Source organism: Mycolicibacterium aubagnense (assembly GCF_010730955.1).
GTDB lineage: Bacteria > Actinomycetota > Actinomycetes > Mycobacteriales > Mycobacteriaceae > Mycobacterium > Mycobacterium aubagnense.
The window spans coordinates 3379456-3392885 of sequence record NZ_AP022577.1 but is presented as its reverse complement, the minus strand read 5'-3'; the positions used below and the strand labels follow the sequence as shown (position 1 = coordinate 3392885).

The following is a 13430-nucleotide window of genomic DNA, read 5'->3' as shown; positions in this document are numbered from 1 at the left end:
TGAGTCACGGCTTTACCGGGTCGGCCGGACCCGGATTTGTCGAGTACGAGTTGCCCGACGCCGGCTTCGCCGGAACCTACACCGGCCAACGTCACGTCTGTCAGCCCGGTTCGTTCGTGGAGATCGACGACCCTGCCTCAGTGTTGGCTGACCCCTCGGACATGGCGATCAGCGTGTACGTCTATGCAACGCTTCCGCTGAGCGAACGAAATGACAGCATCGGCGCCTATCACGTGACGCAGAACTCGATCGGCCTGACGAATCAGCGTCAAACGATCTGTGGCACCTGGGACGAAGGCACTGCGACCGGGTACGCGCTGGTACTGGACGAGGGAGTCCCCACGGTGCTGTGGGGCGATGAAGGACAGCCGAGGTCGCTGTCGACCTCAAGTGCATTACTCGCCAACCATTGGTACCGCATCGATGTGCGCTTCCAGGGCGACGGCGACGTCCACTTGTTGCAAACCCCTATCGAGAACTGCATGAATCGGGTTTCCAGTCAGGCAGCACAGATCGACGCCGATGATGCGGCGGCAGCTGCGGGTGCGCGCAGCCTTGCCTGCAGCGCTCATCCGTTCCGGATCGGGGCGCTCGCCCGCCGCGACAGCGAGAGATGGCTGGCCGCAGCATCATTCAACGGAAAGATCGGGGCGCTGCGCATCACTCGTGGGGGCGACGCGGTCAACGGAAGCGGGGCAGAATTGCTCGCTAGCTGGCACTTCGGCCACTCGAATCGTGAGGACGGTCTTCTGCTGTGGGATGTCGTCGATCTATCGGACAACCGATTGCACGGTCGGTGCTTCAACGCACCGATGCGAGCTGTGACGGGTCCGCGCTACGCGGGACTCTCGGAGGATTTCCGTTCCGTCCCAGACGAATTCGATGCGATTCACTTCCACGACGACGACATCACCGATGCTGAATGGCCCATCGCGTTCACGTTCGATGTCCCTGAAGACCTTCCCAGCGGCGTCTACGCGGCCCGACTGGTCGCCGGCGAGACAGAGCAGTACATTCCGTTCCTCATCGGGCCTGGGAGTCGCAAAAATGAGGTGGCTCTGCTGCTTTCCACCGCTACCTACCTCGCCTATGCCAACGACCGGATCGCGTTCGAAGCCGATGGCGCAGAGGTTATCGTCAGTCACACCCCGATTCTCGGGCAAGAAGATCTCGATCTGCAGGATCACCCAGAATTCGGCCGGTCCTGCTACGAGATTCACAACGACGGCAGCGGCGTCGTGTTCGGTAGCGTCCGCAAGCCGATCGTCACCCTGCAACCCAAACACCGTGCGTGGTTTCAAAGCAACGGCGTCTGGGGCCTCCCCGCAGACCTGTGCATCGTGCATTGGCTCGACACTCTCGAGTGTGAATTCGACGTCGTCACCGACGAGGCACTCGACGTGGGCGGCTACGAACTGCTCGCCGATTACAAAGTGGTCATCACTGGCGCACACCCCGAATACGTCACCCGCCGCGAAATAGATGCACTCGACCGGTACACCGCGCACGGCGGACGCCTGATGTATTTGGGCGGCAACGGCTTCTTCGCTACCGCCTCGTTCGTACCGGACCAGCCTTACCTGATGGAGCTGCGCCGATCCGCTGCGGGCACCCGACCCCACCAGACCGCCTACGGTGAACGACGACACGCCACCTCAGGTGAAATGGCTGGACTCTGGCGGAACAAGGGAAAAGCCCCGCAGCGGCTCACCGGCGTCGGATTCGCGGCCCAAGGCTTCGACCGATCCACCCACTACGTACGACTCGAAGACAGTCGCGATCCTCGGGCGGCGTTCGTGTTCGACGGACTCGAACACGATGAAGTCATCGGTGACTTCGGCATCATGGGCGGCGGCGCGGCCGGAGCCGAAATCGATTGCTATGACCCTGCGCTCGGATCACCGCCGGGTACCCTTCTGCTCGCCACCTCCGGAGAATTCACCGATGCGTACTTGGTCGCCGCCGAGGAGGTCTATGAAAGCTTGCCGGGGCTGGGCGGCAGCGAACATCCCTACGTTCGGTCCGACATCGTTCTCGGCGCACTCGACGGCGGCGGCGGTTTCTTCTCCGTCGGCTCGATCGCGTGGACCGCTGCTCTGTCCCACAACGGATACGACAACAACGTTGCGAGGATTACCCACAACGTCTTGAAGCGATTCATGATGAAGGAAGCGCTGGATCAGATCCTCCCCTGAGTGCAGTCCAGGCGAAGCAGTCCTTCCCGTGCGGCGGCAACGACGGCGGTCGCCCGGGAGCCAGTGTCCATCTTCCTCAGGATGCTCTCCACGTGCGACGTCACTGTCCGCACTGATATAGACCGGAGCGCCGCGATCTGCCGGTTTGTGTGCCCGGAAGCCATTCCGGCCAGAATGTCGAGTTCTCTGTTCGACAGCCCGTACGGGATCGGCTCAATCGGGGTTTCTTGCACCAGGGTGGCCGCGTTCAAGCCCTGGTCGACGACACGTGTCAGCGTCACCGACGCCCAGTGTTGACCAGTCGGCCACAAACCGACCGCAGCCGGGCTAGACGACCGCAAGAACCGGGCAACAAAGGCTTGAAAGCGTTGGTCCGCCATCACCAGGGGTAGGTGAAAGCCGTCGACCGGCTTAACCCCTCCGAACTTGTCGACCACACCAACCAAGGCGCCCTCGGGAACTGGGGGCAGTAACGCGGGTAGGCGCTTGACGACAGTCAGCCGCGACATGACCGTGCCCAGGGCTGCGACGAGATCCCTCGCTCGATGGTCGAACGTGCCGGCATCCGCCGCCGACAGGTGAAGCATTCCCGCATACGATCCGTCGTCGCGATACAACCGGGTCGTCATCCCGTCCTGGAAACCCGCCGGACCCAGCACCTCGCGAAACATGGGGGTTTCTCGGTACCGCGGCACGTCATCTATCCGCACAGGCCCGGACGCCGCCTCCACCACACGGTTCTCTTCTGAGGCCGCGTACCGGTCGCCCAGTTGCTCGACAGTCTCAGCGCGATAGCCCGCACTGGCGATCGGTCGATGTCGCATCAGCAAGCGATCCCACGCCAGCAGTGCCGCCGCCTCGTGGTGCGTGGCCTGCTGGAGGAGCATCAGAACCTCATCGCCGGACCCCGAGTATTCGAGAGAGCCAGCCGCGTAAGACACGTCGGCGAGCACCCGCGTGTACAGATCGGCCATGGCGCGCTCCTGGAACTGAGGTACGTCCAACGATCCAAGCACTACATCGGAGATCGCGTGGTGCGCTAGCTCAAAGACCGACACTCATGTCGCGGGATCGCCACACTCGTTCAGTAGCTGGGTGCCGCGACGGCCGCGAGATTGGGCCGCGAACCGAAATAAAGCGACGCACGACTAAACCGGGACAGCGGCACTTCGCATGGCGTCGCAGACCGCGGTCATCCGCCAAGCAGTTCCGAAACCTACAGCGACCGGAACTGACAAGAACGACGATCCGAAATGGCGTCGCCGGTTCCACCCTGCGGAACTGTGTCGGCGGCGGTTGAAAATTGACCCCTGCCGGTGTGTTGGTGATTATTCCTCGGTGGTGGTGGCCGCGGTAGGCGTGCGGCCCAGGTCTCGGTCTTTAAGTCGGTAGCTGTCTCCTTTGAGGGTCATGACTTCGGCGTGGTGTACGAGGCGGTCGATCATGGCTGCGGCGACGACGTCGTCGCCGAACACTTCACCCTAGCGACCAAGGGCCTTGTTGGAGGCGACGATCGGGCTCGCGCGTTCATAGCGGCTGGAGGCCAGTTGGAAAACCAGATGAAGTCCAGTGTGCCTCTCTCCGCATGTCGACGCACACCACGATGCGGCTTGCGCGTTCATCGAGGCTCAGTCGATGTTTGGGGCGAGTCGCTGGCACCAGTCCTGTGTCAATACGCACAGGCAGAAGGTCTGCGGCGAGTTCCTCGTAAAGCGTGATCACGAGTTTCGCACGCTCCACCGAAGACACTCGTGCCATGAGTAGGTGGTCCTTGCCAGCGGCGAGATCGTCGTGAGGCCGCTGTACGGCCGCGGCAGCGACTGCTTGGTCGGTGTCGGTTGCGGCAACGATTGAGTGGTAGTTGATTCGCGCGAAGTAGCCGTTTTCTTGGGCTATGCGTAGGGGATAGACGTAGGTGACCCGCCCGCCAAGGTGCTGACCGTCCTCGCGGTAAGGGGTTGCCGTGAATTGGACTATCTCGCTTCCGCTGAATAGGTCCGCGACTGACCGCCATGTCTTTGCGGCCAGGTGGTGTGCCTCGTCGACGAAGAGTCGGTCACATAGTTCGGCAATTCTCAAGCGCGGCGCGTCGGACCATTGAGACAAGGCCTGGACGGTTGTAACCACGACGTTGACGCGGGCGAGGAGGTCGTCAACCTCTTGTGACGTTGTCAGGGCGCCTCTGACAACGAGTACCACGGGGCAAAGGAAGCCTTTCTCGACGACGCCCGCCTGGAGAAGTACGCCGAGGGTCGTGAACTTGCTGGCAATCTGCGTGCGCAGTGCGTCTGATGGAACGATGAAGAGTGTGGGTTCGGGTGAGTGACAATACGCGGCCAGCATGGTTTCGGTCTTGCCTGTTCTGTTACGCCCGTACGAGTAACGATTGCAACGAAGAACTGACTCGCGAACACTTCAGTACCGACGACCTGCTCGGTGCGATATCGGCCGACGGAAAGGTTGTTGTGGTCGAGGGCGCCGCATGGCAAGACAGAACAGAGAGTCGCAAAACGATTGGGCGTGCTTCGCTGTCACGCACGATGTTGTGCCGGCGCCATAACAACGCCCTGTCGCCGCTAGACAAGATGGCAGCCGAGTTCTTCCGGTACATCCTCGAAGACCACCTCGACATCTTCAAGTACCTGGGAAACGACGATCGCGCTAGCTTTCCGCGCGGTTTCACGATGGTCAGCGGACCCTACATGGAGCTATGGATGCTCAGAGTCTTATGGGGCGCTATTGAAGCCGGCGCAATCTCGGTAGACGGACAGACCGCCTACCGCTTCAGGCTCGGCGTCACGACCCGGCAGTTGGCTGAAATCCTCTGGCGCGGAGCAGAATGGCCCAACACGTGGGGACTCTACGTCCTGCTCGAACACGATCGCGATCAGTCATTCATTCCGAAGGCCATACGACTGCGCCCAGCCAGCATGGGCACCGAAATCCTCGGCGGTTTTATCCAGATCGCTGGGTTCGAATTTCTTATCGCCTTCGAGGCGCCGCCTGTTCCGCGGATCTTTCGTCCGTGCGGCCTCACTTTCTCACGAGTCGGGTTCCCCGCGAACAGCTACAAGATGGTCGCGTTCGCTTGGCCCGAGCTCGGACACCCAATCATCAATGCCGTATCCCAGGTGCCACCTGACAAGAACTATTCAGTGCCGGGCAATCCACGAGCGGCTGCCCTTCGTGGTCATATTCCCACTGGCTCGTTGCGCGTGGCCCCAGTTCCGGGTCCACCCCGACTGGTCTACAAGCAGAGCCGTCCATAGACGAGGACTCTGGTCTAGCGGCGTGGAAGTCGCTGAGCTGGGATTTTGCAACGAAGATTAACAAGCCCCCGCGACGCACCCGAATTTTGTCAAAGTAGCCAGGCGTGTCTTGTCAATCTTCATTGCATCTCGACACGACTGCTGCTGCTGTTGTCGAGATGCAGCGAGGATTAGCAGACTGCTGGTAGTTGCTTAACGAGGTCTGAGATCGAGGCTGCTGACGGGGAGTTGGGCTCGACAGGTTGTGATGAGGACTACTTCGCGCGAATCTTGTTGTTGTTCATGGTGTTCACCGTGTCCAACGACTATTTGGCGCCCGGCGCGAAGCGCCGGCGAACCAGGCTGGAGTCCGAGTCTCGTCGGCGGCCGGCGATCCCGTTGCTGCACAACGCAGCCTCATTGGCGATGCTGGTGCAGATCGCGGTGCTCTACTTCGCGGCCGGATACCTCAAGGCCACCGCGGAGATCTGGACCAATGGCACCGCTATGTACTACATCAGCCGCATCCACCAGTTCTCCTTGTTCTCGTGGTAGCCGCTGGCGATGAACAACGTCTACCTTGGATGGGCGGTCAACCACTTCACCTTCATCGCTGAGATCGCCGTGCCGCTCGTCATCTCGAGCAAGCGCGCCACCATCGGCAGACTCGTTCGATGTCGTTGAAGGGGACGCACCGGCGACTGCGCTGACGCAGTCGCCGGCACTCGATACATCGCCTCAAGAATTCGGCGGAGATGCGGCAGGCACCTGAACTGGCGGCGGGCCCGCTGGAGGCTCCGGTGCCGCCGATGTCGGCGTGGCCGCCGCCGGCTGACCGGTGGCCGCCTCAAGGATGGGCGCCGGCTGCCCCGGCACCGCGGGCGCCGTGGTCGGTTGGGCCGATTCGGAGCCCGGTGCCGTCTTCGGCGCCGCACCGCCCGGATCCTCGAGCGTGGGAACCTCCATCCCCGCCCCGATATTGGTACCCGGGGCCACCGTCGGCAGCGTCGGGTTGGGGGTGAGACCGGCCCCGATCCGATACCGCATACTGCTGGAGGTCAGCAGGTTCGCCTTGTTGGGGCTGAGCCCCAACGCGCTACCCGGCAAGCCGTCGGCATTCATGGCCGGGTCGACACTGACCGCCGCCCGCACTCCACGAGCGTCGTACGCGGCCGGCGGCGGGCTGGTGATCCAGTTGGGCGCAAAGGAATAGCTACCCATGGTCGGGCTCACCGGTGTCGGCGGTCCCGGAAACCACGGCAGTACCGGTGGGGCCGGCGGTTGTGCCGACGCCACACCCGGCGCGAACGGTAACCCCACCAGCCCGAAGAGAACCACCAGCGACCTTGGCCTGATTCGCTTGCGTGACATAATGATTCGCCTCTCTCCTACCCGAATCAAATCTTGCTCGGGTCGCCGTAGATGGCGAACTCCGTGTGCGACTTGGCAGTCGAAATCCTCAGGTACGCGTAGGACCGAATGTTCACATCACCACCGCAGGCATCGGCCTTGATGTGGATGTTGTCGATGTCGAGCATGGCGGTGCCACTATCGGACAGCGCCATGTTCGCCAGCGGCAGATCAACGATCACACCGGGCTGGATCACGGTCTGGACGAAACCCGCCGCACCGATCGTGCCGCTGACCCCGGTAAACGGAAGCCCGCCAGAGCCCGAGGCACCACCGGTACCACCAAGCTGCAGACCGGTCGAAACGTCGGACTGGCAACCCAACTGGTAACCGAGAATGAAGATGCTGTCCGTGATCGGACTCGACCCACCGGAGGCGGTCGCCGTACCCGATGCCGTCACAAAGCCCTCCCGGGAGTTCACCGCCGCCGCCAGGTTCGGCACCGAGTTGATCGACTCATGATCGATCTTGATCTGCAAATGCCAGCCATCCCGGCTGACCTTGTCGTACACCTGCGGCGCCATCACGGCCGGGTCGGCGTGCGCCGGCGTGGCCTCCATCAAGCCGACCATACAGACCGCCGCTGCAGCAACGGCTCCGATCCGCTTGGGCGACAAGGGTACTGAGCCGAGAAAGGGCAGGTGCGTCATTGAGTGTGCTCCATTTCTATTCGCCGCTCGCATCTATCGAGTGGCTCGCCTCTTTCTATGAGACGTGCGTTTCGCGACTGCTTACTCGCAGGCGGGCCAGCAGCGGTTGATGTGTGAAAAAGCTTGGTATTGGTAGGCATTCGTTGATCACTACTTCGAGTAGGCTCCAGTGTCGGCTAAGTAAGCGCTGATCGTGGTCATCAGTTCATTACCTACCCGAAGGAAACCTGGGCAATCCGATTGGTTCAGCGGCGACTGAGAACCCTTCCGGTAGCGTGAGCGCGTCGGCACGCCATGGCTGTAACACGTTGACAGCGAGCTGGTTTCAGGCTCCGGGTGATGAAAGTGGCCTGCGGCAGGGTGGGAGCCAAACCCTGGGTAGTCCGCCTCACGGCATCCGGCGAGCGTGGGTGGGAGTAGCCGGTCATGCTGAAGTCCTTTGGGTGTTTGTGCTGATGGATTGCGGGGTACCGGGATTCGCACGGGCATCCAGCTGGCCGTGGCTGCGGGCCGAATGTCCGGAATTGCTCACCATCACCGGATGGGCGCGGCGTCAGGCAGATCATCGGTGGATGCGGTTGTCGCAGAGGCACCTTCGGCCGGTCCGTCGCCTTCCTCATCGGCGTCATAGACCGGGCCGTGGCCGTCGGTGGCGAGCACCACTCGACCGATGAGCTGGTACTTGGCCGGGTCGGCCCTCTTCAGATACAGCGCCACTGCGCATCCGATGACGAAGAGCACGATCGCGATGTATGGGATCAGCTTGAACAGAAGGGAACTCGCTGCCGAGCCGGCGGCGGTGTCGAGATTCTGAATCATCAGAATCACTACCGCGAGCATGCCGAGTCCACCGACGACCGGGGCAACCTTGACCCGCCACACACTTTCTCCCGGATGGTGGTGCCGGAAGTAATTGAACACCGCCGCCATGGTGATGGTCTGCACGATCAGCAGCGAGAACGTCCCGACCACCGCCAGCAGCACGAAGACGTCCAGGTAGGGGTCCTTCTTGAAGAGCCAGAACCCGAGGATCCACAGTGCGGCGATCACCATCTGCACATAAGAGGCGATGTAGGGCGAGCCATGCTTGGGGTGGGTCCGACCGAGTGCCCGCGGCAGCAGTCCTTCCCGGCCCAGTGCGTAGCCATAGCGAGCCGCGCAGTTGTGGAACGCCAAACCACACGCGAAGGACCCGGTCATCATCAGCCACTGGAACACCAGCACCGCCCAATGGCCGACGAATACTTCAGTCGGATGGAAGAACATGTCCAGCGGGTTGGCGCTCTGAGCACGCTCAATGGATGCCGCTGCGCCGTTGCCGGCCACGGTCATCCAGGACACGAAGATGTAGAACAGGCCGACGCCGGTCACCGCGATCAGGGTGGCGATCGGAATGATCTTGCGGGGGTTGCGGGATTCCTCGCCGTACATGACGGTCGATTCGAACCCGGTCCAGGACCAGAACGCGATGAACATCGCCAGTCCCGGTGCGGCGAGGGCCAGCCCGTTCGCCTTGAACGCGTTGGCCGGGTTGATCGCCTGGGGCATCAGTCCGTCCGGGCCGCCGCCGTGGGTGAGCACGGCAACCGCCATGACCGCGAGAATCGCGATCTCGGTGATCAGTAAGACGGAGAGCACCTTGGCCGCGAACGAGATGTCGAAGAATGCCAGGATTGCGTTTAACAAGATGCACGCAAATGCGAAGTATGGCCACGGAATATTGAGGCCGATCTGGTCGAGGAAGACCTTGTTGCCGAAGTAGGCGAAGATTCCGATCAGGGACGCTTCGAACGCCGAATAGCAAAACGTCACCATGTATCCCACTGCGAGACCGACCACTCGGCCCAGACCGTGAGAGACGAAGCCGTAGAACGCGCCGGTCGAGGTGACGTGGCGGGCCATGGCGACATAGCCGACGGCGAACACCGTGAGCACGATGGTGGCGAAGATGTACGTCGCCGGCGCCCCGGTGCCTACACCGAAACCGACCGCGAAGGGCACGTTGCCGCTCATCGCGGTGATGGGCGCCGACGTGGCCACCGCCATGAAGATCACGTCGATCAGTCCGAGCGCGTTGGGCCTGAGCCGATCCACCGAGCCGCCGGCAGCCAGCAGATCCGCGGTGGGCGCACCGACCGTGGACCTGGCATCGGTGGTCATGAGTTGTCCTGGAGGTTGGTGTGACGTGCACACAAGGTTTGACTGGTCATGGCATTCGGTTCCTTGAGTGTTGTGACGGTTGGCGGCGACCGGCGCAGGCGGCATCCGCCAGCAGCGCCGGATAGGGCTTGTACGTCGTTGAACCTGGTCGTTGGCCGAGCCGACGACGAGGAGTGCGGGCTACGGGGTCGTGGTCGTGGTCATGGACACCACTGGGGGTGGTGGGACTGTCGCTCGGGGTCGCGATCCGCTTGCCCGACCCACGCTAACGGCAGCGTGTAATGAAGAACACACAGTGACGCAAACCGCATTGAGAACTTTAGGCACCCCTTTTTATCAGGGGCGTTAACAAGCCAGAAACATAAATGTCATGTGGAGGCAATGAGGTAACCGGACTCTTGCCTGAGTTTCGGAGTGAGACCGCCGAGCGCGCGGTCGGTCTTCAGCCACCGCGACGCCGGGAGAGGAGCTGTCACGATGACCGGAGCGCCCTACCGCAGCCTCGTCGCGGAGACGTCCCCGGTAGAGGGGCTGCCCCGTCGTCAGCTTCGCGGGCTGCCCGTGCTCGCTCAAGCAGTCGCCGCCATCGCGCCGACTGGAACGGCCTGCGTCACTCCGGCGCTCGTGATTGCCAGCGTGGGGGGTGCGGGCGCGATCTGGGCTTTCATCTGCGCCACGGTGGTGATCGCGTTGGTGTCTGAGTGTCTGCGGCCGATGGCCCGACGGATGGCCGCCGTCGGCGGGTTGTATAGCTACACCGCGCGTGGACTCGGACCCGGTATCGCGGTGCCGACCGGCTGGTCGGCGATTCTGGGCTACGCCACGGTCGGCATGGTAGGACTCATCGCGGTCGGCGCGTACCTCGTCCACATTGCTGTCGCCCTGGGCATTTCGGCGGAATCCCCGATCGCCGCCGTGGCTGGGATCGCTGCCGCCGCCGGACTACTCGCGTCCTTGATCATGATCCGCGGAATCCGGATCTCGGCGATCGTCGCCCTTTTCACCGAATGCGTATCGATCGTCATCGTGGTCGCGATGCTGATCGTCCTGATCACCCGCCACCCGGCCGGTGCGCCGATCGCGCCGGCATTGACCTGGGACGGCAACCTGCAGAGCTGGTCCCTTGGCGTCTTCGTCGCCATCAGCGCATTCGTCGGCTTCGAAAGCCCGACGACCTTGAGCAGGGAAGCGCAACGGCCCTTCATCTCGGTACCGCGCGCCATCCGTTGGACGCCGCTTGCCACCGCGGTGATCTATTTGGTCGCCGTACCGGTCCAGGCGGTCGCCCTTGCGGATGCCCCTGGGGTGGCGCGTGAAAGTTCCACGCCGATCGTGCAGTTGCTGCTGGCCGACGGATCGACGGCGCTGGCGTGCATCCTTGACGTCGGCATCGCCGCATCGTTCTTTGCCTGCACGTTGGCATCGGTCAACGCCCTCGTGCGGGTGTTGTTCTGCATGGGCCGCGAAGGGGTGGCGCCAAAATGGTTCGGACGCACCCATGACCGATTCCGGACACCGGCCTGGGCGATAGCAGTTTCCATGGCGGTGGTCACCGCAGTGCCCATCACTGTCTTGATCCTCGGCGCCACCCCGGAAGATGGTCTGCGAATCTTCCTCACGCTCAGCGCATGTGGCTACCTCGGTAGCTACCTGGCAGCGTGTATGTCCTCGCCGATCCTGTTGCGCCGTATCGGTGAGTCCACTCCAGCGGTCTGGTACCTGGCTACCATCACCACAGGCGCGCTCCTGTACCTGGCCGTCAACGCCGTCGTGTTCGCGGTGCACGAGGGGAGCGTGCTCCTCACCATCTACGGTGCATTCATCATCACGTCGATCCTGTTTACCCTCGCCCTTAAATGTTTCGCCCCGGCGCGCCTGGCAGCAGTCGGCATCTACGACGAGACGCAGCGCGCCGACCTTCTCAACGCGGGTACGTTCCGATGAGTTCGATGCGCGACCCCACAATCCACCACCCAAGCTCCATGTCGAACGCGATGCGGATCATCGAGGCCGTCGCAGCGCTCGGGCTGGGAGTCACAGCCAAAGAGATCGCAACAGCGCTGCACATGCCTCCAGCGACCGCCTACCGAACCCTCAATTCCCTTGTCGGCGAGGAGTATCTGGTAAGGACATCCGATCTCCGCGGATTCGGCCTCGGCAAACGACTCGGCGGGCTCATCGCGGCGGTGACCACAGCCTCGATATCCACAGCTGCCCTTCGTCGCCTCGCGGAGCTACGTGACTGTGTCAGATTCGCCGTCCACGTCACCGCCTTCTCGTCCGGATCAGTACGAGTCCTCGACGCCGATCCCGATCATCCGCTACGTGCCGAGCGGGAACTCGTCCGCTACCTCCATGCATCCGCAGCCGGCAAACTGCTCCTCGCCCACAGAACCGAGTGGCGCGAACTCCTGCCCAGGACACCGTTGGTGAAACTGACCCCGCACACCATTACCGACCTCGCAGCGCTTCAGGACGAACTGAAGACCATTCGAAACAACAACTTCTCGACCCAAATCGAGGAACTCGCATCTCAACTCGCTTGCGTCGCAGTTCCACTCGTTGACGCCAACGGCGACACCACGGGTGCACTGTGCATTTCCGGACCCTCTACGCGCGCTGAGGCTCTCCTCAGCCACGTAGCTGCGATACGAGAATATGCCGAGACTCTGTCGCCACTCATCTTCTAGCCCTTCATCTTTCAGCTACCTTCTCAAGGTCGGTGACACGGGACTGTCAGATAAACGGTGGATCTGACCGACGGTCGGTGGGTACCGATGCTCAGCGATGACGTCGAACGCGACACCGATCAGCAGATCCAGGTGGTTCAGCAGGCGATCGGCCGCGCCGACATCCCGATCGAATTGGTCGCGACTTGTCTCACATTCATGCCCAAAGTTTCACAGCCACATGAACATTCGCGACCGCAGGACATCGGCGACCTGAGCATGGCGCACTGGCTGGCGGGTGCGGGCCTGCTGTCAGTAGGTCCGGGAGCTATGGCGCGGGGGACAACTTCTTGCTTGGCATCAACGTCGGCTGAACTCGCCGTCGGATCCGGGATGCGGCGCCGTCTCGGTCGACGTGTTTCCGCCTGCGCCGGGCGGTACCGCTGCCGTGGGGATGGCGTCGTCGATGAGGACGGTGGCGATGGCGGCGGCGGTGGCGAAGGTGTCGGCGTTGAGGACTCGGTTGCGGGCCGAAGCGCCGTCCAAGAGCAGCGCCAGCTGTTCGCCGAGCTGTTCAGGGTTGGTGACGCCGGCCTGGCGCGCGGTTTCGGTGAGCCGCGCGGCGAAGGCCTTCTTGTAGTCGGCGGCGTGTACGCGTGCGGGGTGGTCCGGGTCGTTTATCTCTACGGCGGCCGCGATGAATGGGCACAGCGGTGCATGAATGTCGAAGGCGGCGAGGAGCCGTTCGCGAGGTGTGAGGTCGGTGCGGTCGAACACCTCGGGCAGAAGGTCGGGATCAAATCGGCGCAGGTGTTCGGCGATCAGCTCATCCTTGCCGGTGAAGTGCTGGTAAAAGGTGCGCTTGGACACCTGGGCTACCGCGCAGAGCTGGTCCAGGCCCGTGTTGTTGATGCCTTGATCGCGGAACAGTTGTCGTGAAGCGCTGAGGATGCGCTCTCGTGCGCCCCTGCCGCGGCGCAGGCCTCGCGGCCCCTTCTCCAGTTCCGTCATGCCTCCAGCGTAGCTCAGTTAGGTACAGATCGGTGTACATAGCTTGCCATGTCCGCAGCTGTTCGCTAACGTGTTAAGCACACTGCT

Annotated in this window: 11 protein-coding genes and 1 pseudogene; 5 read left to right on the top strand and 7 right to left on the bottom strand. The window is 62.6% G+C overall.

Annotation, left to right across the window (positions count from 1 at the left end):
* The first annotated feature begins 116 nt into the window (after positions 1 to 116).
* Positions 117 to 2195 carry a N,N-dimethylformamidase beta subunit family domain-containing protein gene (locus G6N59_RS16530; protein ID WP_235678686.1) on the top strand — a complete coding sequence of 693 codons (2079 nt, stop codon included), beginning with the start codon at positions 117 to 119 and terminating at the stop codon, positions 2193 to 2195.
* Here the strand turns inward: G6N59_RS16530 and G6N59_RS16525 are convergent.
* The 3 genes and pseudogenes from G6N59_RS16525 to G6N59_RS16515 form a co-directional block, all read right to left on the bottom strand.
* The gene (locus G6N59_RS16525) at positions 2180 to 3169 is read right to left on the bottom strand and encodes a helix-turn-helix transcriptional regulator (RefSeq protein ID WP_138232280.1); all 990 of its coding nucleotides are present in this window, start codon (positions 3167 to 3169) and stop codon (positions 2180 to 2182) included. The two genes, G6N59_RS16530 and G6N59_RS16525, sit on opposite strands and share 16 nt — an antisense overlap.
* Before the next feature lie 354 nt (positions 3170 to 3523).
* Positions 3524 to 3757 (bottom strand): annotated as a pseudogene (locus G6N59_RS16520) (ATP-binding protein); the annotation flags it as partial.
* Complete coding sequence (locus G6N59_RS16515) at positions 3723 to 4538, bottom strand: DEAD/DEAH box helicase (RefSeq protein WP_138232279.1); 816 nt, start codon at positions 4536 to 4538, stop codon at positions 3723 to 3725. The pseudogene G6N59_RS16520 and the gene G6N59_RS16515, both read right to left, overlap by 35 nt.
* Here G6N59_RS16515 and G6N59_RS16510 point away from each other — a divergent pair.
* On the top strand, positions 4514 to 5464 hold the full coding sequence (locus G6N59_RS16510; RefSeq protein ID WP_138232278.1) for a hypothetical protein: 951 nt from the start codon (positions 4514 to 4516) through the stop codon (positions 5462 to 5464). The genes G6N59_RS16515 and G6N59_RS16510 overlap by 25 nt on opposite strands.
* A 294-nt stretch (positions 5465 to 5758) precedes the next feature.
* Positions 5759 to 5998, top strand: a complete 240-nt coding sequence (locus tag G6N59_RS16505; protein ID WP_138232277.1) for a hypothetical protein — start codon at positions 5759 to 5761, stop codon at positions 5996 to 5998.
* Positions 5999 to 6181: 183 nt separating this feature from the next.
* Here G6N59_RS16505 and G6N59_RS16500 read toward each other — a convergent pair whose 3' ends face one another.
* The 3 genes from G6N59_RS16500 to G6N59_RS16490 form a co-directional block, all read right to left on the bottom strand.
* On the bottom strand, positions 6182 to 6781 hold the full coding sequence (locus G6N59_RS16500) for a hypothetical protein (protein ID WP_138232276.1): 600 nt from the start codon (positions 6779 to 6781) through the stop codon (positions 6182 to 6184).
* 59 nt (positions 6782 to 6840) lie between these two features.
* Positions 6841 to 7425, bottom strand: a complete 585-nt coding sequence (locus tag G6N59_RS16495) for an MspA family porin (protein ID WP_235678753.1) — start codon at positions 7423 to 7425, stop codon at positions 6841 to 6843.
* A 612-nt stretch (positions 7426 to 8037) separates the two neighbouring features.
* Entirely contained in the window at positions 8038 to 9663 is a 1626-nt protein-coding gene (locus tag G6N59_RS16490) for an APC family permease (RefSeq protein WP_138233294.1), read from the bottom strand.
* 477 nt (positions 9664 to 10140) lie between these two features.
* Here G6N59_RS16490 and G6N59_RS16485 point away from each other — a divergent pair, with 477 nt between their 5' ends.
* Positions 10141 to 11607 carry an APC family permease gene (locus G6N59_RS16485; RefSeq protein WP_138233293.1) on the top strand — a complete coding sequence of 489 codons (1467 nt, stop codon included), beginning with the start codon at positions 10141 to 10143 and terminating at the stop codon, positions 11605 to 11607.
* A gap of 38 nt (positions 11608 to 11645) precedes the next feature.
* Positions 11646 to 12353 (top strand): IclR family transcriptional regulator, encoded by a 708-nt coding sequence (locus tag G6N59_RS16480; protein ID WP_234884452.1) that lies wholly within the window; start codon positions 11646 to 11648, stop codon positions 12351 to 12353.
* Positions 12354 to 12692: 339 nt separating this feature from the next.
* Here the strand turns inward: G6N59_RS16480 and G6N59_RS16475 are convergent, their stop codons facing one another.
* Positions 12693 to 13343, bottom strand: a complete 651-nt coding sequence (locus tag G6N59_RS16475; RefSeq protein ID WP_138233291.1) for a TetR/AcrR family transcriptional regulator — start codon at positions 13341 to 13343, stop codon at positions 12693 to 12695.
* Positions 13344 to 13430 lie beyond the last annotated feature (87 nt).

Coding starts and splice junctions, on each gene's coding strand:
- G6N59_RS16480 (WP_234884452.1), top strand. CDS start 11,646: ATGTCGAACGCGATGCGGATCATCGAGGCCGTCGCAGCGCTCGGGCTG.
- G6N59_RS16525 (WP_138232280.1), bottom strand. CDS start 3,169: ATGGCCGATCTGTACACGCGGGTGCTCGCCGACGTGTCTTACGCGGCT.
- G6N59_RS16515 (WP_138232279.1), bottom strand. CDS start 4,538: ATGCTGGCCGCGTATTGTCACTCACCCGAACCCACACTCTTCATCGTT.
- G6N59_RS16475 (WP_138233291.1), bottom strand. CDS start 13,343: ATGACGGAACTGGAGAAGGGGCCGCGAGGCCTGCGCCGCGGCAGGGGC.
- G6N59_RS16485 (WP_138233293.1), top strand. CDS start 10,141: ATGACCGGAGCGCCCTACCGCAGCCTCGTCGCGGAGACGTCCCCGGTA.
- G6N59_RS16490 (WP_138233294.1), bottom strand. CDS start 9,663: ATGACCACCGATGCCAGGTCCACGGTCGGTGCGCCCACCGCGGATCTG.
- G6N59_RS16495 (WP_235678753.1), bottom strand. CDS start 7,425: ATGGTCGGCTTGATGGAGGCCACGCCGGCGCACGCCGACCCGGCCGTG.